Below are 18,820 nucleotides of genomic sequence, written 5' to 3'. Positions count from 1 at the left end.
CCGCTTATCACCCAAGCGTGGATAGCCTCAACTCGAACAACAACCAATACCAGCATCAACATGAATAAAGCTGAACTCCTGGAACTCGTGCAGAAGAATCTTGGCGCAGAAACCTCCAAGCGCGCCGCCGCTGACGCTCTTGAGGCTGTGCTTGAAGCACTCGCCAAAGGCATCAAAAAAGAAGGCAACGTGCAGCTCATCGGTTTCGGCACCTTCAAGGTGGCCAAGCGTGCTGCCCGCACTGGCCGTAACCCAAAGACTGGCGAATCCATGAAGATCAAGGCGTCCAAGAACGTCCGTTTCGTGGCTTCCAGCGCTCTCAAGGGTTCCCTGTAATCCACGTTTGATTCTTTTTTGAATCACTCAGGCCCCGTGTCCTCCCCGAGAGACACGGGGTTTCTTTTTGCTCCTATGTCAGTGCATGAAAAAGCCGCCCCAGAGACTGGAGCGGCCTAACCATCATTGCTCATTCAACCATACCTCATCCTCTTCACGCCACGGCCAAGCAAGGAGTGTGACCATCCTTCATGCGCCCACGATATTCTGTGGGAGATTCACTGGCGATGCGGCGGAAGCTGCGATTGAAATGGGACAGGCTCTGAAACCCCACATCATAAGCCACCTCCGTGATGCGGGCAGCAGGCTTCATCAGCATGCGCTTGGCTTTTTCCACGCGCGCGCGGTTGACGAAGTCCGTAAAGGTCAGGCCCGTGGCCCGCTTGAAGATTTTGCAAAAGTGGAAAGGGCTCACATTCACTGCACTCGCCACTGCATCCAGCGTCATCGGCTCCGCCAAATGAGCATGGATGAAGACCTTGGCATTGCGCACCGCATCCGGCTCATGAGTCGCGTGGGCAAAGAGCAGTCGGTGAGCACTCTCGCCTAATTGTAAGGCAAAGGAACGCAGCAGAGCCAACGCAGCTTCGTAGCGTTCCGGTTCCATCACGGGCACATGTTGGAAGTGCACTTGGGCCGTGCGCACATCCTGCGCACTCCGGTCATCGTCCAACAAGGCATTGGCCAGTGGTGCAAACGTGTGCGCATTGGCAGGCTCTAGGCGGACTCCACCTGTCTGCAAAAGAGCCACGGGGTTTTTCCCCACTCGCACAGGCACCAGAGTCTCCACCACTCCGGAGACCGACTGGTGGGTGACCAGCGTCTCGACAAATTCCATGTCCCCCTGCGCCCTGAGCGTCAGAGGTAGGCCGGTGAGGGTGTGGAAAGCACGCTGATACTGCTGAAAGAGATCGCTCTCCGAAAGAGTTTCGATGAAGCGCTGGCGGCCGTGGGCCTGTGAGGTGGTGGTTTGCATCGTGTTCGTCGGGTGGTTCAAGGTGACGTCCTGAGGCTAGCCTGCGCGCTGCTTCTCCTCTATTGGGGTCAGCTACGGCATTCCGCATGAGGGCACACCGCAACCACTGCGTAGTGGAAACCATTATGAGTCCACGAACTCGGCTCCCCCCTACGTCACACCTTGGCCCGGCCTTGCACCCACTGCACAGCGTACCGGACGAGGGCCGCGCCTTCCGTGATCGCTAGTTTATCTTTGATGTGCGCCCGGTGAGCCTCCACGGTGCGCGCACTGATGCACAGGCGCTCGGCGATGTTCTTGGTAGCCACTCCCTGGCCGATCATCTCCAGCACCTCCAATTCACGATCCGTCAGGCTTTCCAGGCTTGCTGCCTTGGCACGATGCCCCACCACCTGCTCCATCATCCGGCTTGTCATGCTATCACTCACGTAGATGCCGCCTGAGAGCACCTTCCGCGCTGCTGTGATGAGGTGATCCGCCGCCGCCTCTTTCATGATGTAACCCCGCGCACCTGCCCGCAGGGCCCTCTCCCCATACATCGTTTCATCATGCATGGAGAGCACAAGGCACAGCGTGCCGGGGAACTGGGCCTGGATGTCTTTCAGCAGCTCCAGCCCATTTTTATCCGGCAGGGTGAGATCAATGACCACGAGGTCTGGCTTCAGCTCACCCACGGCGGTGAGGCCATCCCGCGCATTCCCCGCCTCACCACACACATCCAGCCCATCCTCTGCACGGATGAGCTGCGCCAGCCCGTGGCGCATGATGGGGTGGTCATCAATCAGGAGAAGACGTTTCATGGATGACTCAGATTGAGAGAAGGCCGGGAGCCAGTAGAGATAGGCACACTGCAACGTACCACCGTGCCGCCAAAGTCATCCAAGTCCACCGTCAGCACGCCGCCCAGCATTCGTGCACGGTGGGTCATCGTCAGCAGCCCCATGCCCGTGCTCTTGCCGGAGACATTGTCCGGGATGCCCACTCCATTGTCACGGATGTGCAACAGCACGTGCCCGTCTTCCTGCGCAAGGCTGATTTCAATGCGCTCCGCATGGCTATGTTTGATGGCGTTAGCCACCGCTTCCTGGGCGATGCGGAAGAGCTGAGTAGCCATCTTGTTATCCGGGATCTCCACCGGCTTGTCACAGCGGAAAGGGCAGCTCACGCGAAAGATGCGCTCCGTGCCTTGAGCCAGATCTGCCAGTGCCGCCATCAGGCCCGATGCATCCAACACCACGGGCATCAACCCGCGCGACATTTCCCGCGCCCGCACATTCGCATGGGTGACGAGGCGCACGATTTCATTTAGATTTTCCGCTTCTGCACTCCCGCTTTTTTGGAGTTGCTGGTGAGCCACCTTGGCTAAACAACCGATGGCAGCCAACTGCTGGCATAGGTCATCATGGATGTCTTGACCGATGCGGTGCTGCTCTTCCTCACTGATCTGTAAAATCTTCTCTTCCAGTTGCTTGCGGTCACTGAGATCACGGATGATGCCAGTAAAAACCCGCCGGCCATCCGGCAACAGGGCCTCCCCCACGGAAAGATCCATAGGAAACACCGTGCCATCCTTGCGCTGCCCCACCGCCTCACGCCCGATTCCGATGATCTTCTTCACCCCAGTCGTGAGGTAGTTCTTCACGTAACCATCGTGCTTTTCACGATAAGGTTGCGGCATCAGCATCTTGATGTTTTGCCCCACCATTTCATCTCGGGTATAACCAAAAAGACGTTCAGTGGCCGTGTTCACGGTTTCGATCAGTCGGGCCTCACTCATCGTGATGATGGCATTCACCGCCGTTTCCAAAACCGCACTGCTGCGCTTTTCAGAAGCTACCAAAGCTTCGCGCGTCAGTTGCAGCTCCGTCACATCCCGGCCGATGCACAGAATGCCCACCACGGGCCCTTCTTCATGGCGGATGTCTGAGTGAAACCACTCCACGTGACGGCGCCCTCCATCACGAGTGATCAGCGGCTTCACGTGGCTGTGGCTACGGTCCCCCCCTTTATTTCCTCGGCATAGCAGATAGGCTGCGGCACGATGCTCCAGCGGGATCAGGCTTTCCACCCAGTCCCGGCCTTTCAGTTCCGCATCCGTGTATCCAGAAAGCTTTTCCAGGCCCCGACTCATCCATTGGATGTGCCCTTGTGTGTTCAGCCCCAGGACCAGCATGCCAGCATGGTCCACAAGGCTTTGAAGAAGAGCGGGGTCTGTAATGGGGATCATGTCGTCAACATGGACATGTTCCCCGTCATGCTCGTGTCTGTCAAGGCAGCCTCCCTTCCCCCCGCAGGCACCGTGACCGTGGCAACCACAGCCCCCTGCATGAGGTTTCAGAATGGCGGAGTTCGGAAGAGGCAGGCTCATAAGAAATCACTCATTGGCAAAGCCTTCAGGCTTCACAGCCAGGATGGAGCAGGGGGCATTCGCCACGATCTTCTCTGCCGTGGTGCCGATCAACAGCTCCCGCAGCCCGGTTTTTCCCCGCGTGCCTAGCACCACCATATCCGCATGAGTTTCTTTCACATGGTCTAGAATGGCTTCGCGGATGTTCACCCGCTCCAGCACCAGCGTGCGGACTTTTACTCCTGGAAAATCACCGCTCAAAGCCCCCACAAATTCAGCCAATTCCTTCTTCCACATCTCCACCGCCTGGACATCTGTCCCCAGTGGCATCGGCGTTACCATACCGCCGTAGTCCAGAGACATCGCCAAGGCAGACTGATATACATGCAGGCAGTCCAGAGACGCCCCATCCTGCTGGGCCAGTGCTAGGGCGATGCGCACAGCCTCCTTCGAGTTATCTGAAAAGTCCACGCAGGTCACCAAGTGCTTGTAGGGCCCGCTGGCATCTTCCCGCACCAAAAGAACGTCCAAAGGAGCTTTCCTCACGCACTTCGCCGCGATCACCCCCACCCGCCCAGGGTCATGGCGTGATCCCTTTGCGCCCATGACCAAAAGATCTGCCTGGCGCACGCGGCATACTTCAGACAACTCTGCAAACGGGTGCCCGATGCGCACTTCACATTCCACCTGCGCCGTCCCCAATTCTGAATCTTCAACAAACTTGGTTAGGCGCTGAGTCCACTCTTCCCTCACGCTGGCTTGGTCCGTCGAAAGGGCCCGTTTCAGTTCATGAACGAGGAATTCATCCATGACATGCACGGCAGTGATCACCGCCTGATTGAGAGAGGCTAAACGCACCGCCTCACGGAGGGCATTGCGGCAGGACGCGGTGAAATCAATCGCCGCGATGATTTTGGAATACGTTTTCATGGTCGTCAGTGTGAGTTGAGGTTAATGGCTTTGACCACGCATTGCCCCCCAGCGTTTGCTTTGTTCTGAGCGCCGCTTGTGCAAAGTCAGGAGTAACCGCCCGCAGCCACCCGTTTGGTGAATGAAACTGCTGTTTCTTCGCGAACTTTCCGCTGCACTCCCTTGAAAGTCCAAGCCACCAAGCTCAGCGTCACCACAGAACTGAGGGGCATGAGAATCGCGGCCGCGAGCGGACTCAGGTGCCCCATCATACCCGCCACCACCGTGACCACATTGTAAGAGACTGAAAATGCAAAAACGCACCGGGTAGCCCGCCTGTGCAGTCGCGCAGTATCGAGCAACCCGCTGACAAACCGCAGGCTATGCCCCAGGAAAAAGAAGTCCGCCTTTTGTTCCAAAAAACTCCGCCCTGCTACCGGGCTGCCCGCACACAACGCCACATCAAAGGCCAGGCTGTCATTGGCCCCATCCCCCACATACAACGTGTCATCCTGCGCGTTTGCCGCCACCCAGGCCGCCTTTTCCTCCGGCGTCATTTCGGCCTGCCATTGATCTCGGCGCAGACCTAGCCGGGCGGCGATGTGGGCCACTTTGGCCTCTCGGTCCCCGCTCAAAATCTGCACCACCAGTCCCCGCTGCTGCAGCCTGCGCACTTCCTCCACAGATTCACTCCTCAGCTCATCTCGGAAACGGAAAGCCGCCAGTATCACCCCATCTCGCCGGAAGCAGGCATCTCCCTCCTGGCCACGCCCCAGGTACCACTCATGTCCGCCAGCATCGGTCAAACTCAGCCCCTGCCCCACCACCTCCTGCACTTCGTTTTGCAGCAAAGCCCCAGGGCCGATGGCATCAAACAAACTGCGGCTCACAGGGTGAAGGTTCCCCGTCACCAGCGTGCGCAAAGCTGTCCATGCGGCCTCGTCCAGATCTTTGAGCACCTCCGCATTTTCCAAAACCGGGTTCTCCAAGGTCAATGTCCCTGTCTTATCGAAGACCACACGCCGCACTCGGGTGAGCCTTTTCCACAGGCCCAAAGACCGCACGAAGACCCCCAACCGTTCTGCTCGTGAGGCGGCTAAATCTTCGGCCAAAGGCACCGCCACCCCCAAAGCGCAGGGGCAGGACACCACAAAGATGGAGATCATAACCTGTAGCGCAAGGGCCATGCCTGCCCCCTGCCACCACCAGACGACCGCACTGGCCCACCCCACGGCCACCACCACCCCCAGGTACACGCGCAGCAGCCGCTCCAGCCCACGATCCCTAAACTCCCCTGGACGCCGGGCTTCGAGCAACTTCCGCAGGGTGCTTTCCTGCCAGCTCTCCAGTGCCTCTACTTCCAAACCACGAGTGCCGATGTGCAGTGCCCCTGAAGGCAACAACTGACCTAACAAACGGTGTTGCGACTCGCTTTCTCCATTGATCCACTCCAGGCTCACAGCGGCCTGAGGACTCAGCAACCGACAGGCCACGGGGATGGACTGGCCAGGCTTGATCGAAAATCGCACTCCTGGTTGCAAGGCGCTCAAAGGTCTAGATCGCTCCTCCCCTAGCAGGGTCACACTTTCAGGAATGGAAGTGTCACGCATCAACTTACGGCGATTTCGCTCCACCGCCGCCTGCTGAGCCCAGCGCCCCGTCAGCATCAGAAAAATAAAGATGGCCACAAAGTCGAAGTATTTCAGCCCCGGGACTCCCGCGATCCAGCCTCCCAAAGAACCAAGGTAGGCAGCGATGATGCCCAAGGCGATAGGCGTATCAATATGCAGTGCACCTAACTGCAAACTGCGCCAAGCTTTCTCGATAAAATAACTCCCGCCAACCAGCATGGCCAAAGTGGCCGAAACAGCCGCGATCATGTCAAACCACGAAGCAAAGGCAAACTCCGCCGGCATGCCAAAATAAGCAGGCAAAGAAAAGGCCATCGCATTCATGGCAAAGGCACCGCACACCCCCACCCGTCGTTCCAGTCCCGACGATTGTTTTTTCGCCTGCCCATCATGAGGCGGCCCCACCAGATAACCAAAAGATTGTAAATCACGTGCGAAGGCCACCACATCAAACAAAGCCGGCGCATACGTCACCCGCAGCTCCCCCTGCACCACATCCACATTCACCCGTAAACCTCCCGCGTGGCGGGAAAAAACGCGCTCTATCAGCCACACACAGCCCACACAAGAGATCCCCTGCAAAGCTAAGTGCAATTCCACCGGTGCACTGCTACGCCTTTCCTCAGGCACGGAGGTTACCTGTGTGGCTGCTTCCACCCGCGCCAGTTCCTGCAGCCATTCATAATCACGTTCCCGCAGACTCTGGGGAGACACCGGCGGCAGAGAAACCCCGCCTTTCAAATCATAAAAATGATCCAGCCCCTGCTGATGCAGCAGATCATGAACGTAAACACAGCCCGCGCAGCAAAAACCGTCTTCGCGATGGCTCGGCACCGGTGTGCCGCAGTGTTGGCAGAAGACCCTAGACGACATCTCCCACCCTAACCCGTCAGGCCTGCATCGCTGCCCGCTCCTTGGTTATGACACTGCACCGATTGCGCGCACTGGCGCTGAAAAGAAAAAGTGGGTCGGCCCTCATAAGCCGGATTTTGTGTCGTCAGCTTTTCAGCCAACGGCGTGGTCATTTATCTGACAGCGCCTCGCGGCACTGACTCCCGCTCACGCAGGATGCGACTATTACCCGGAGTTATCCACCCCCTTGCGAGGGCTTGCGGCCAGGCGGGCCTTTCTCCTGTTCTGTCTTGCACCGCATGGGGTTTGTCGTGCCTCCTTCATTGCTGTCGGAGCGGTGGGCTCTTACCCCGCCGTTTCACCCTTACCTTTTAGAACCGAAGCTCCAAAAGGCGGTTTGTTTTCTGTGACACTTTCCATTGCCCTGAGTTGCCCCAGAACCTCCGACGCTTGCGCGCGGCATGCTGCCTTGTGGTGTCCGGACTTTCCTCTCGTCCGCGAGTGCCGCAAGCGACCCTCCGACGAGCGACCACTCCGGCCGACCCGTTGTCACTTTAGATCGGCTTGTCCATTCGCCAAGCAGAATGTGCCGGACGAATGGACTCCGAGGGGGGAAAGGGTGACTACTCTGCCTTTTTGCCCAGCTTCCGCATCTCCACCCAGCGGATGGCAAAGGAAGTGAGCGAGGTGCCTTCGGTGAGCTTCAGCTTTTGGCGGATCTTCAGTTTGTGCACATCCACCGTCTTCGGGCTGATGCGCAGCGTCTCCGCGATCTGGCCCGTGCTGCGGCCTTCACCGATGAGTTGGAAGACCTCAAATTCACGATCGCTGAGATGATGGATAGCGCCATCTGGCCCTGGATTGGCCCCCGAGGAGAAAGCCAGTAGGATGGTCTCAGACATGCGCTCGCTCAGGGCGATGCTGCCGGACAAAATGCGCCGCAGGGCCTTTTCAAAAGCGCCGTGGGGAGCATCCTTCATCATGTAGCCCTTCGCCCCAGCCTTGAGCGCCCGCTGCGCATACAAGGTCTCATCATGCATGGAGACCACGAGAACGGGCAGGTCAGGATTCAGCACCCGCACGTCTTTGATCAACTCCAGGCCATTGCGACCTGGTAGGGTAATGTCCACCACCAGCACATCAGGCACATCTTTCTCGAGCATTCTCAGGGCCTCCTGCGAATCTGCCGCCGTCCAGGCACAGGCGAAGTCTTCGAGGTTTTCGACAAACATTTTCAGGCCCTCACGCATGAGGGTATGATCATCAACGATGGCGATCCGGTGCGGCAGGTTGGGGGGGGTATTCATGCGATTTCAACGGTGGCGGTTTCAGGATTTAACGAGAGAGGGATGAGGCACTCCACAGAGCTCACAGACTCTTCCCCCTGTGCAGAGGGGTGGAAACTCAGGGAGGCACCCAGGGCATCCAGCCGCTGGCGCACGAGGTGCATGCCCATGCCCTCAATGGCGGCGTGGGCGGGGCGGTAGGGCCTCCCATCATGGGTTACGAGCAAGCGCGCCTCCTGCGGCGTCATTTCGAAGCTGATTTCAATCCACGTCGGGTTGGCGTGTTTAGCTGCATTCGTGGCCAGTTCCTGGGCCACGCGGAAGATATGTGTGGCAGATTCCCCCGTCAGCCCTGTATCGGAGGCTGAGCACTCCACCCGGCAAGGAATCTTAAACCCACGAGTGATGAAATCCCCCAAGTCTGAGAGCGCCGCCGTAATGCCCAGGGCCTCAATCCCCACTGGCGCGAGACCCCGAGCAAAACCGCGGGCGATGCCGGTGGCCTCAGAAAGATCATTCGCCAGTTCAGAGGCCAACGGTTCCTGATTATTGCCCCCGCCACGAGACAGGGCGGATTGCAGCACACCGGTCTTCATGAGGGCCGCAGCCAGGCGCTGGCACAGGTCATCATGCAGATCCATCCCGATGCGCCGCCGCTCATTCTCCGCCGTGTCAAGAAGCCGTCGCTCCAGAGTCTTGCGCTCACTCACATCCATGGCGATGCCAGCCACCGAGCACTCGTGCCCTTCCGTACCGGGCACCGCAAACCCACGGCAGCGCACCCAGCGTAGGTGCCCCTCGGGGGAGGCCACACGCACCTCGATCTCCTGCCTCGGCCCGCCTTGGCGCAGAGACCGCAGCATCTCCAGGCAGCGGCGGCGGTCCTCCCTTACGATGGCATGCAGCCAGTCCCACCGGTGAGTGGCCAGCCTGGCACCCTGGCGTGAAAAGACCGTGGCGTAAGCTTCATTGACAAAGGCGAAGCTTCCGCTCGCATCCGGTGCCAGCCAAAAGACATCCCGCATCGTCGCAGCGATCTGGTGCAGCCGCTGCTCAGAGTGCCGCAACCGATCATGCGTGAGACGCACCGCCTGGGAGACCTGCGCCAGCTCATCCTTGCCGCCCATGGCCAGCATCGGCTCGCTTTCCAGCGACATTCCCTGCACCTGGCAAACGAGAGCCTCCACACGGTCGGTGACCACCTTTTTCAATAACAACCACAGGGCCAAACAGCCCCCCATGAGCGCCATGGACTGCGCCAGCAAAGCATGCAGAGCCACCGCTGAAGCGGAGGCCAGCGGCATCTCCAAATCATACTCCAGAATCACGCTGCCCTTAGCCTGGGCCAGCCCCTCCCAAAACGGGAATACCGCCACCAACCGTTTCCCTCTCACCAGCTCCACCACCCGGCCTTCCATGGATTCCCGCACCTTTTTCAAAACGGGACCCACGTCCGCCAACGGTGTCTCCGCCAGTGTCAAGCCACGCATCTGCTGCATCGTCGCATGACGGACGATATCGCTACCGTCCACAATCAATCCCAAACGGAGATCCTTATTCGTGGAGCTGTAGCTGAGCTCCAAGTCCGCCGCCCGCGAGACTTTCCTCCGCAACAGGTGCTGGGACATGCCCGAAAGACGTGAACCCTCCGCAAACGCCAGGGCCATCATGGCCGTGCGGCGCGTTTGTTTAGACCGTTCATTCAGCCGCAAAGCACTGATGCCGATCAGAGTCGCCCCGACGACAAACAGGGACACGGAAATTTTAAACTGAAGTGAGCGCATCAGATGCTTCATGGCAGTTCCTCCAGTAAGCTCACGTCAAACACCTCAGACGGGTCCAGACGCGCCGCAGATTCCGCATCCTCCACCAGACCTTTTTGCAGCTCGGTGAAAAGCTGCCCCAGCCAGGGCTCTTGCTGACTCAAAAGCCGATGGTTTCGCGCCAAATCCACCCCCTCGAGATTCTTCATCACTTGTTGAAAAACCTCAGCCGTCACCCCTTCACGGCGCAGCACAGGGCTTAGCTCGCGACCATTTTCATAGAGCTTCGGCATCCATTTGAAGTGAGCCTGAATGAGTGAGATCAAAGCCTCCCGATGCACGACGAGGGCATCGGGATGCACTGCTAGGACGCGCACGATGGAGGCCCCTGGAACAGATGAATCATAAACTTCTTTGAGATTCATACTGTGGAGTCTCTGCCGCCAAGGTTCTGAAAGGACCACACCATCCAGCGCCAACTCCTGAAAGATTTCCTCCACCTCGGCAGGATTCAGCGGCACTTGCTGCACGTCTGAGAGCTTTAGATGGGCATTTTCTAGGGCTTTACTCAGCAACCAAGCGCCGGACGTGCGCGGCTCATAGCCGATCCGGCACCCCTTCAAACCCGCGATATTCGTGATCGCGGGTTTGGCCATGAGGGCATCCGCTCCACGAGACACATCCGTCACCATCACGATGCGCAAAGGGTAGCCCTGGTGGATCTGGCGAATGACCTCATCCAGCGAGAGCACCGTGGCATCCACCACCCGATTTCCCACCGCGCGCATGGCCGCAGAGGTCCAGTTCATTTCCACCAGGTTCACCTGGCTGGATTTTAGCTCCCCCGCCTCACGGGCCAGCACCCACGGCTCTGCACCGGCCCACATCCCCACCGCGACTCTCAGCGGCTCCTCCTGCGGAGGCACCGGCACCTGCAAGGCAGCCACCCAAAGCACCAAAACCAAAGCCGAAAGAGCAAGGGTGCCAAAGGAAAAGGAGGAAGGTCGGCTCATGGCGGAGGTCTGCATCTCGCAAAGCAGACACCAGCCTAATCACAAAGCCCCCCTGATGGTCAATAAGCCATGTCTTTATTAAGCACTAAAGGTCATGCCAGGATGCCCTTGACCACATGGTGCTCTTCCACCCCGGTTAACCTTTGGTCCAGCCCCTGGAACTTAAAGCTGAACCGACTGTGGTCAATGCCCATGAGATGCAGAATCGTGGCGTTCAGGTCATTGATATGAACTGGGTCTTTAACAATGTTGTAGCTGAAGTCATCCGTCTCTCCCCATACAGACCCTGCTTTCACCCCACCGCCAGCCATCCACATGCAAAAATTTCGCGGGTGGTGGTCACGCCCATAATTGTCCTTTGTGAGGGTGCCTTGGGAATACACCGTGCGCCCAAACTCCCCACCCCAGACCACCAGGGTATCATTCAGCAGACCGCGTTGTTTGAGGTCCATCACCAGCGCTGCACAGGCCTGATCCGTGTCTTTGACCTGATTGCGCAGGTGTTTAGGCAGTCCATTGTGCTGGTCCCAACCCCGATGCAGGATCTGCACCACACGGGTGCCTCGCTCGATGAGCCTGCGGGCCATGATGGCGCTGTGGGTAAAGCTGCCGGGGCGGTTCACATCGTCCCCATACATCTCCAGCGTCGCCTTGCTTTCCTTGCTCAAGTCCGTGAGTTCCGGCACACTCGACTGCATGCGGAAGGCCATTTCATATTGGGCGATGCGGGTCTGGATCTCCGGATCTCCCACTCGGGCGTGATTGATCTCATTGAGCTGATTCAGGGCATTCAGCATCGTACGGCGATCCCCCGGATTCACCCCTGGCGGATTCTTCACAAACAGCACAGGATCTCCCTGCCCACGCAGGGCCACCCCTGTATATTTGGTGGGCAAAAACCCGCTGCTCCACATGCGTGTGAACAGCGCCTGGGCCGCGCTTTCCGGCGGGAAACTGGGCGTAAAAACCACAAAGGCTGGCAGGTCATTGCTCTCGCTACCCAGGCCATACGCCAACCAGGAACCGATACTCGCCTTACCCGGCACCTCATTGCCCGTCATCACAAAGGTGCACGCGGGATCATGGTTGATCGCCGTCGTATTCACCGTCTTCACCAGCGCCATTTCGTCCACGATCTTCGCCGTATGTGGCAGCAACTCACTCACCCAAGTACCGCTTTTGCCATGCTGCTGGAATTTGAACATGGAGGGGGCCACCGCCAGCCGTGACTGGCCACTCGTCATCGTGGTGATGCGCTGGCCATTGCGCACGCTCTCGGGCAAATCCTTGTCGAAATAATCCTTCAGGCCCGGTTTGTAATCCCACAGGTCCAACTGCGAGGGCGCCCCATTCATGTGCAGGTAGATCAGCCGCTTCGCCTTCGGCGCAAAGTGCGGCAGGCCCGGCATCGGCGGGTGGATCATCCCCTCCGCAGGAGCGGCCGAAGCGAAACCTCGCCCCAACATGGAAGCCAAGGCGATGCTACCCGCACGCAACCCCACCTGGCCGAAAAACTGGCGGCGTGTCTGCGCAAGGTGGTATTCGAGAAGCGGATCCATGGCTGCTAATACGTTCCATCCCACCTCTGAATATCTTCTCAGGAAAAGAATTCGAAAAGTATGGCAAGCATGCCATACTCTTTTATGAAGATGACCATGCACATTGATGAAAAAGTGCTGAGTGAAGTGATGCGCCTCACAGGCAGCACCAGCAAAACTGGAGCGGTCGAAAAAGCCTTGGCAGAGATGGTGCGGCGGAGCCAACTGAAGAGCCTCTTGAAAGAAGGCCTGGGTATGACAGCGTCCGAAATCAAAGCCAGCTTTGACTTTGAGACTTACGATGCTCTGGACCCAAAGCCGCCCTCCAAAGCCAAAAACGTGACCTATAAAAAGACATCGAGGCCTAACAAATCGTCCGTCAAGTAACCACGTTCATGATAAATGGCCTTCTCGTGGACAGCAGTTTCTACATTGACCGTCTCCGCCAAGGGCGGGACCCGCTCCATGACCTCGCTGCCCTTTCCGAAGACTGGGAAATCCTCACGTGTGGCGTGATCATGGTCGAGGTTTGCCGTGGCTTTCGGGAGGCCAAAGCACGTGACCGATTTCATGAAGCTTTTTCGACCATGATCATCCTCCCCACGACCCCCAAACTCTGGCAAAAGGTCATGGAGCTCGCTTGGCACATGGACCGCCAGGGCAAACCCATGCAGGTGACGGATCTCACCATCGCCGCCAGCGCTCTGGCCGTGAATGCCTGTTTGCTGACCAAAGACAGCGATTTCAGTCGTGTGCCCGGGCTCCAGATCTTGACGGATTTGCCCCAATAAGAAGGTTTGGCGAAGGAAGCAGCCCGTGCCATCCGTAATGCCACCCTCATGTTCCTGCGCCGCCATCACTTCCTTGCTCTTGCTGCCCTGCCCCTGCTGGCCCTCACCGCTTGTCAGCCCAAGGAGGAGCAGGGTTTTGTGCCCATGTTCAATGCCAATGACCTCAAGGGCTGGGTGAATGCCAACTGCGCGCCCGAGACCTGGAGCATCAAAGATGGCGTCATCTCCTGCACCGGCCTGCCCACGGGCGCGCTACGCACGGAGAAGCAGTATGAAAACTTCATCCTCGAGGCCGAATGGCGGCACCTCAGTGAAGCGGGGAACTCCGGCATCTTTGTCTGGGGCACCCCTATCAGCGCCCCCGGCGTGCCCTTTCTGCGGGGCATCGAAGTCCAAGTCCTGGACCACGGCTACATGAAAAAAGCCGATCCCAAAAAACCCAAATGGTTCACCACCCATGGCGATGTCTTCCCCATCCACGGTGCCACCATGGACCCGCATGGCGAGAGCAATGGCAAGCGCAGCTTTCCCAGCGAAGAGCGCAGCAAACCCAGCCCCGAGTGGAATCACTACCGCATCGAGGCCAACAAGGGCCGCCTCACCCTGGCCGTGAATGGCAAAGTCGTCAGTGGTGGGGATAACTGCAACTATCGCAAAGGTTACCTCGCCTTGGAATCCGAAGGTGCTCCGGTGGAATTCCGCAACGTCCGCATCAAAGAACTCCCTTCCACAAACGCAGCCGCTGAGATGACGGCCCCGCTGGACCAGGGGTGGAAAGCCCTCTACACGGGCGTGGATTTCCGTGGTTGGAAAGTTCCGGCGGCAGGTGCGGCCAAGTGGACCACCGCCGACTGGCAGATCAAGCTGGGCGCTGGCCCCACCGGCCCAGCCCTCTGGACCGAGCAGGAGTATGGCGACTGCGAAGTCATCGCGGATGTAAACATCCCTAAAGGAGCCGACCTCACCAAACCCGTCGCCGGCCTTTGTGTGCGTGGCCTCAGCCATCCCCTCGTCATGTTCGGCCAAGGCAAAGCTCCCATCGTCCTCGGGGCAGACAAGGTCAAAGCAGGCCAGTGGTACCGCATCAAAGCTACCCTGAAAGGCAACACCGCCAAAGTCCTCATCACCGAAGCTCAAGAAGCCAATCCCCAGACCTTCGAAGCCACCGTTGACATGGGCCCAACAGGCAGCCTCGGCCTCTCCGACCTGACCCAGGCTGTCAGCTACGCGAATGTCTTTGTGCGCGAGCTCACCCCTCCTGCCGCCACCGCAGCCCCTGCTCCAGCCGAGGCCCCAAAGCCCTAAGCAGGCTGGTTTTAAAAACTGGAAGAAGCTAGCTTTTGAGCCCCTAGCTCAGGTCGCTTTCCGGAGCTGCGACTCGAGTTCCGAGATGCGTGCCTTGAGCGGGGCCACAAGCTCCGCCACCTCAGCCGCCGTGTATCGTGGAGTGATGTACTTGGGGCAGTTCCAGTCATAGGAGACGATGCGGATTTTAAAGATACGCTCTGTCAGCCTAACCATCTCTGGCGCAGCGACTTTCTCCACCCAGTCAGGGTGCTCGCGAGCGTCCAGCACCTCGGCATGTCCCATGAGCTTGAGCCGCACCCGCTGGGGATAATCCATCAGAAAGAGAGACACCCGATCATTCACCGCCAGATTGCCCGTGCTCAGCATCTGGCGGTTCCCCTTGTAATCAGCGAAGGCAATCTCGTTAGGCGAGATGACTTTCACGAAGCCCGGTGGCCCACCCCGATGCTGGATGTAAGGCCACCCGGTTTCGCTCACGCTGCCCAGATAGAAACTGTCGCGGGATTCAATGAAACCAACTTCATCCGGCCCCAACGCGTCATCCTGCGTCGCAGGAGGCAGCACCTGGGAGCGGCCATAATAATGTTCCTGCGCAGCCAGCACTTCTGGGGTGAAGGAGAGATCAAGAAATTTATGGGCCATGACGAATGTTTGGTTAGGTATGAATGATTCAAGACAGCATCGGTCGGTTTGCAGAGGCTTAGAAAAGCAGCACCTGCCAGCCTTCCGCGAAGTAATGGCGTAGGCTCAGCACGCCTGTGGCGCCTGCCACCGCATTGTCGCTCTTCATGGCGATGCCACTGGCCTCAATGCCCTCGGTGGCCCCAAAAGCCGTGGCACAGGCACAGGATGCACCGACCACCAGATCCCGTACTTCGTTGTAGAGTCCATTGGCGGGGTTGGTGATTTTAGACAGCTCCGCTGGCCAGCGGGTGCCGGTGCCGATGAAGCTGAGTTCCACTTCGTCCCCGGCCCTTTTGCCTTCTGCGGCCACTGCCAGGGCATTGAAAGCACGTGCAAAAGCCTCTTCTCCGGCTTTGGGATCGCTGATGATGATGATAGCGGTTTTCATGAGATGTTCGTTGTTAGGTTGGTTTGTGGGAAGACTCCCGGTTGACGAACCATCCTGCCTCCCTTCTCGGACGACGAATAATGCCCATTCGCTGTTGCCGTTATGTCGGATGGACATACCCTCCAGCCATGATTGATCGCATCCGCGCTCTGCTCACCGTCATCGAAGAAGGCAGCGTCAACCGTGCCGCCGTGCGGCTGCGCATCACTCAGCCTGCCCTGAGTCGGCAAATGAAACTGCTGGAATCTGAAGTGGGCGGAAAACTGCTGGATCGCGAGACCAGCGGCGTGAAACCCACCAGCCTGGGCCATGCACTGGTCAAGGCCATGAGCCCCGTCATCACCGCCTATGAAACCGCCCTGGCCGATGTGCGGCGGCAGGCCCGTGGCAGCCGGTCAGAGCTGCGAGTCGGTTACCTCATCTCCGCCGCCCAGCCCCTCCTCTCCCCCACCCTCGAGCGGCTGCGCAAGACCCACCCCGAGCTGAAGCTCAAGCTCCACGACATGTCCCCCCGGGAGCAGATAGACGCCTTGAAATCTGGCGAGCTCGACCTCGCACTCATCGGCCAAGAAGGAGCCGTGGCCGCGCAGGATTTTTACAGTTTCAAACTCGCTTCCTTTGGCGTCTGTGCCGCCCTCTCCGCCGCAGATCCACTCACTTCTCAGACAGCACTCCGCCTTAAAGACCTGAGCCGACACGACTTCATCGGCGTGGATGAAGACCAGATGCCCGGCCGCAACCGCTGGATCACCTCCCTCTGCCGCACCGCCGGCTTCAAACCCCGCTTCCTCGCCCACCCCGACGGCATCACCCACGTGCTCTCCATGGTCGCCTCCGAATCCGCCGTCACCCTGCTGCCCGACTACTTCAAATCCACCACCCACCCCGGCATCACCTTCGTCCCTATCTCCGATGCAAAAGCCCGCTGGGACTTCATCGTCCTCTGGCAAAGAGGCAAAACCCCCACCTCCATCACCACTCTGGTCAATGCTTTGAAAAAGACCGCGCAGCAGTTTTCGGTTTAGAGACGGCGGTTTTCGGGTTTTCCCGATGGAATCTCCGCTGGCTTTCCTCCAGCTTCTGACGCAGTTCAGTCCGTGCGATTATGACCTTCTCCGCTGTTGATCACCTCAAAACGATTCTGGACCAGCACCGCCCGCTGGATCCAGCCATCGTGCGCAATCTGCGTGAGGACCTCATTGTCCGCTGGACTTACCACTCCAATGCCATTGAGGGGAATACTCTCACTCTCCGAGAGACCAAGGTAGCACTGGAAGGCATCACCATCGGTGGCAAATCTTTACGCGAACATCTCGAAGTCGTGAATCATCGCGATGCTATTTTATTGTTAGAAGAGTTGGTGCAAAAGAACGAGCCGCTGTCTGAATGGACACTCAAGTGTCTGCATCAACTCATCCTCAAAGGCATTGATGATGACAACGCCGGACGCTATCGGACTGTGAATGTCAGGATCGCCGGGGCCAGTCACTTGCCGCCTGACCAAGTTCTGGTGCCGGAGTTGATGGAACGCTTCATCACGTGGCATCACCAAGAAGCTCCATCGCTGCACCCGGTGGAAAGAGCCGCGCGAGTTCACAGCGATTTTGTGAAAATTCATCCCTTTGTGGATGGCAATGGACGCACTTCCCGCCTGCTGATGAATCTGGAACTCATGCAAGCTGGTTACCCTCCAGCCGTGCTTCCCGTGGAAAAGCGACTGGCTTATTACGAAGCTCTCGATCAAGACCATGCCGAAGGCAACCCGGCCCCCTTCCTCGAACTCATCTCAGGAGTCGTCCAGGAAAGCTTCCGTCCCTATTTCCACTCGTTAGGCCTGCCTTGGCCACAGCTTTGTTAATTGCACTGTCGTTACGGATGTTGGCTTGTTAACTTGCCTAACATCGAGTTCTGATGAGTCATTGCTTCTGTTTGAGAACAAGAGGCACCACACAAAACGAGAAGAAAACGACTCCGATTATCAGCATCGTTCCCTCCCTTTCATCAGATTCTTCAACGTGCGATTTTGGCTCATTTGCTACGACCAACCAGAGGATGATGGCGACCAAGAAGTAACTGAACAGAGCCAAGATAAAAGTACACCCAAGTCTTTTGGTATAGAGATTATTTAATTTCCCAAAATACTGGTTTAAGATCTTCATGCTCGGTTGGCCATTGAATTGAAGGGGCGGAACAGATCTCCATGTTTCCGTTCAACCTCACCCCACCACCAGCGCATACCTCTCGCCGCGTTCTTCCAGTTCCACGGGGGCGCCGTAGATTTCGCTCAGTGCCTCGCTGGTGAGGATGTCGGCTTTTTCGCCTTGGCTGTGGACTTGGCCGTTCTTTAACAGCAGGACGTGGGTGAGGCAGGGGAGGATTTCTTCCACGTGGTGGGTGACCATGACGAGGGAGGGAGACTCGGGCCAGGTGGCGATTTCGGCCATCCATTGGAGAAAATGCTCGCGAGCGACGGGGTCCAGGCCGGCGCAGGGCTCGTCCAGGATGAGGACGGAGAACTGGGCCATGAGGGCGCGGCAGATGAGGACTTTCTGGCGCTCGCCCTGGGAGAGGGTGCCCCAGAGGCTCTTCCGCAGGTGCGGGCTGCCGGTGGCCTTCAGCAGGGTGGCGGCCTGCCGCTGCCAGGCGGCGGGTGGGGCCTGCCAGAGGTTCAGCTTGGCCTCGCGGCCACTGGCGATGACGTTGATGACGGGCTCGCCCGGCTCAATGAAGGTGGTGAGGGTATTGGTAACCAGGCCCACGCGCTTGCGCACTTCCCGCCAGTCGCTGTTGCCGAACTGGTCTTCGCCGATCTGGATGTCGCCGCTGGTCGCAGGCTCGTAGCCCGTGATGAGATTGATGAGGGAGGTCTTGCCACAGCCGTTCGGACCCAGGATGCACCAGTGCTGGCCAGCCTGCACCTCCCAGTCAATGCCTTTGAGAATGCGGCGACCACTCCGGACGAAGGTGGCTTTTTGAACACGTAAAACGGAGGACATGA

Annotated in this window: 18 protein-coding genes and 1 other RNA gene; 6 read left to right on the top strand and 13 right to left on the bottom strand. The window is 58.4% G+C overall.

The window, feature by feature from the left end; genetic code table 11:
* Window positions 1–60 precede the first annotated feature (60 nt).
* Window positions 61–336: an HU family DNA-binding protein gene (locus tag HNQ64_RS13660; protein ID WP_184209506.1), complete on the top strand. Its 276-nt coding sequence runs from the start codon at window positions 61–63 to the stop codon at window positions 334–336.
* 154 nt (window positions 337–490) lie between these two features.
* On the opposite strand, the gene HNQ64_RS13655 is transcribed toward HNQ64_RS13660, so the two are convergent.
* The 10 genes from HNQ64_RS13655 to HNQ64_RS13610 all read right to left on the bottom strand — a co-directional run bounded on the left by HNQ64_RS13655 (window position 491) and on the right by HNQ64_RS13610 (window position 12,672).
* Window positions 491–1,312, bottom strand: coding sequence for a helix-turn-helix domain-containing protein (locus tag HNQ64_RS13655; protein WP_184209504.1), 822 nt, complete (start codon window positions 1,310–1,312; stop codon window positions 491–493).
* Between the two features lie 155 nt (window positions 1,313–1,467).
* Complete coding sequence (locus tag HNQ64_RS13650) at window positions 1,468–2,112, bottom strand: response regulator transcription factor (protein ID WP_184209502.1); 645 nt, start codon at window positions 2,110–2,112, stop codon at window positions 1,468–1,470.
* Complete coding sequence (locus tag HNQ64_RS13645; protein WP_184209500.1) at window positions 2,109–3,539, bottom strand: PAS domain-containing sensor histidine kinase; 1,431 nt, start codon at window positions 3,537–3,539, stop codon at window positions 2,109–2,111. Before HNQ64_RS13645 ends, HNQ64_RS13650 begins: the two co-directional genes overlap by 4 nt.
* Before the next feature lie 147 nt (window positions 3,540–3,686).
* Window positions 3,687–4,589 carry a universal stress protein gene (locus HNQ64_RS13640; protein WP_184209498.1) on the bottom strand — a complete coding sequence of 301 codons (903 nt, stop codon included), beginning with the start codon at window positions 4,587–4,589 and terminating at the stop codon, window positions 3,687–3,689.
* 86 nt (window positions 4,590–4,675) lie between these two features.
* Window positions 4,676–7,072 (bottom strand): heavy metal translocating P-type ATPase, encoded by a 2,397-nt coding sequence (locus tag HNQ64_RS13635; RefSeq protein WP_184209496.1) that lies wholly within the window; start codon window positions 7,070–7,072, stop codon window positions 4,676–4,678.
* Window positions 7,073–7,159: 87 nt separating this feature from the next.
* Window positions 7,160–7,597, bottom strand: an RNA gene (gene rnpB, locus HNQ64_RS13630) — RNase P RNA component class A.
* Between the two features lie 77 nt (window positions 7,598–7,674).
* A complete protein-coding gene (locus tag HNQ64_RS13625; protein WP_184209494.1) occupies window positions 7,675–8,358 on the bottom strand; it encodes a response regulator transcription factor in 684 nt (227 codons plus the stop codon).
* Complete coding sequence (locus HNQ64_RS13620) at window positions 8,355–10,121, bottom strand: PAS domain-containing sensor histidine kinase (protein ID WP_221305451.1); 1,767 nt, start codon at window positions 10,119–10,121, stop codon at window positions 8,355–8,357. Before HNQ64_RS13620 ends, HNQ64_RS13625 begins: the two co-directional genes overlap by 4 nt.
* 8 nt (window positions 10,122–10,129) lie before the next feature.
* Entirely contained in the window at window positions 10,130–11,113 is a 984-nt protein-coding gene (locus tag HNQ64_RS13615; RefSeq protein ID WP_184209490.1) for an ABC transporter substrate-binding protein, read from the bottom strand.
* A 92-nt stretch (window positions 11,114–11,205) separates the two neighbouring features.
* Window positions 11,206–12,672 (bottom strand): DUF1501 domain-containing protein, encoded by a 1,467-nt coding sequence (locus tag HNQ64_RS13610; protein WP_184209488.1) that lies wholly within the window; start codon window positions 12,670–12,672, stop codon window positions 11,206–11,208.
* A gap of 69 nt (window positions 12,673–12,741) precedes the next feature.
* Here HNQ64_RS13610 and HNQ64_RS13605 point away from each other — a divergent pair, with 69 nt between their 5' ends.
* The 3 genes from HNQ64_RS13605 to HNQ64_RS13595 are packed head-to-tail and all read left to right on the top strand — an operon-like array spanning window position 12,742 to window position 14,747.
* The gene (locus HNQ64_RS13605) at window positions 12,742–13,038 is read left to right on the top strand and encodes a type II toxin-antitoxin system VapB family antitoxin (RefSeq protein WP_184209486.1); all 297 of its coding nucleotides are present in this window, start codon (window positions 12,742–12,744) and stop codon (window positions 13,036–13,038) included.
* 8 nt (window positions 13,039–13,046) lie between these two features.
* Window positions 13,047–13,442 carry a type II toxin-antitoxin system VapC family toxin gene (locus HNQ64_RS13600; protein WP_184209484.1) on the top strand — a complete coding sequence of 132 codons (396 nt, stop codon included), beginning with the start codon at window positions 13,047–13,049 and terminating at the stop codon, window positions 13,440–13,442.
* 48 nt (window positions 13,443–13,490) lie between these two features.
* On the top strand, window positions 13,491–14,747 hold the full coding sequence (locus tag HNQ64_RS13595) for a family 16 glycoside hydrolase (RefSeq protein ID WP_184209482.1): 1,257 nt from the start codon (window positions 13,491–13,493) through the stop codon (window positions 14,745–14,747).
* A gap of 48 nt (window positions 14,748–14,795) precedes the next feature.
* Here the strand turns inward: HNQ64_RS13595 and HNQ64_RS13590 are convergent, their stop codons facing one another.
* A complete protein-coding gene (locus HNQ64_RS13590; RefSeq protein ID WP_184209480.1) occupies window positions 14,796–15,392 on the bottom strand; it encodes a pyridoxamine 5'-phosphate oxidase family protein in 597 nt (198 codons plus the stop codon).
* Window positions 15,393–15,450: 58 nt separating this feature from the next.
* A complete protein-coding gene (locus HNQ64_RS13585; RefSeq protein WP_184209478.1) occupies window positions 15,451–15,822 on the bottom strand; it encodes a hypothetical protein in 372 nt (123 codons plus the stop codon).
* A gap of 128 nt (window positions 15,823–15,950) precedes the next feature.
* On the opposite strand from HNQ64_RS13585, the gene HNQ64_RS13580 reads away from it, so the two are divergent.
* Together HNQ64_RS13580 and HNQ64_RS13575 are read left to right on the top strand one after the other, a co-directional pair.
* Window positions 15,951–16,847 carry a LysR family transcriptional regulator gene (locus HNQ64_RS13580; RefSeq protein WP_184209476.1) on the top strand — a complete coding sequence of 299 codons (897 nt, stop codon included), beginning with the start codon at window positions 15,951–15,953 and terminating at the stop codon, window positions 16,845–16,847.
* An 80-nt stretch (window positions 16,848–16,927) separates the two neighbouring features.
* Window positions 16,928–17,680: a Fic family protein gene (locus HNQ64_RS13575; protein WP_184209474.1), complete on the top strand. Its 753-nt coding sequence runs from the start codon at window positions 16,928–16,930 to the stop codon at window positions 17,678–17,680.
* A gap of 358 nt (window positions 17,681–18,038) precedes the next feature.
* Here HNQ64_RS13575 and HNQ64_RS13570 read toward each other — a convergent pair whose 3' ends face one another.
* Window positions 18,039–18,818 (bottom strand): ABC transporter ATP-binding protein, encoded by a 780-nt coding sequence (locus HNQ64_RS13570; RefSeq protein WP_184209471.1) that lies wholly within the window; start codon window positions 18,816–18,818, stop codon window positions 18,039–18,041.
* Window positions 18,819–18,820: the final 2 nt, after the last annotated feature.

Source organism: Prosthecobacter dejongeii, assembly GCF_014203045.1.
Lineage (GTDB): Bacteria > Verrucomicrobiota > Verrucomicrobiia > Verrucomicrobiales > Verrucomicrobiaceae > Prosthecobacter > Prosthecobacter dejongeii.
The sequence above is the reverse complement of the archived record's forward strand: the minus strand, read 5'-3'. Positions and strand labels throughout refer to the sequence as shown.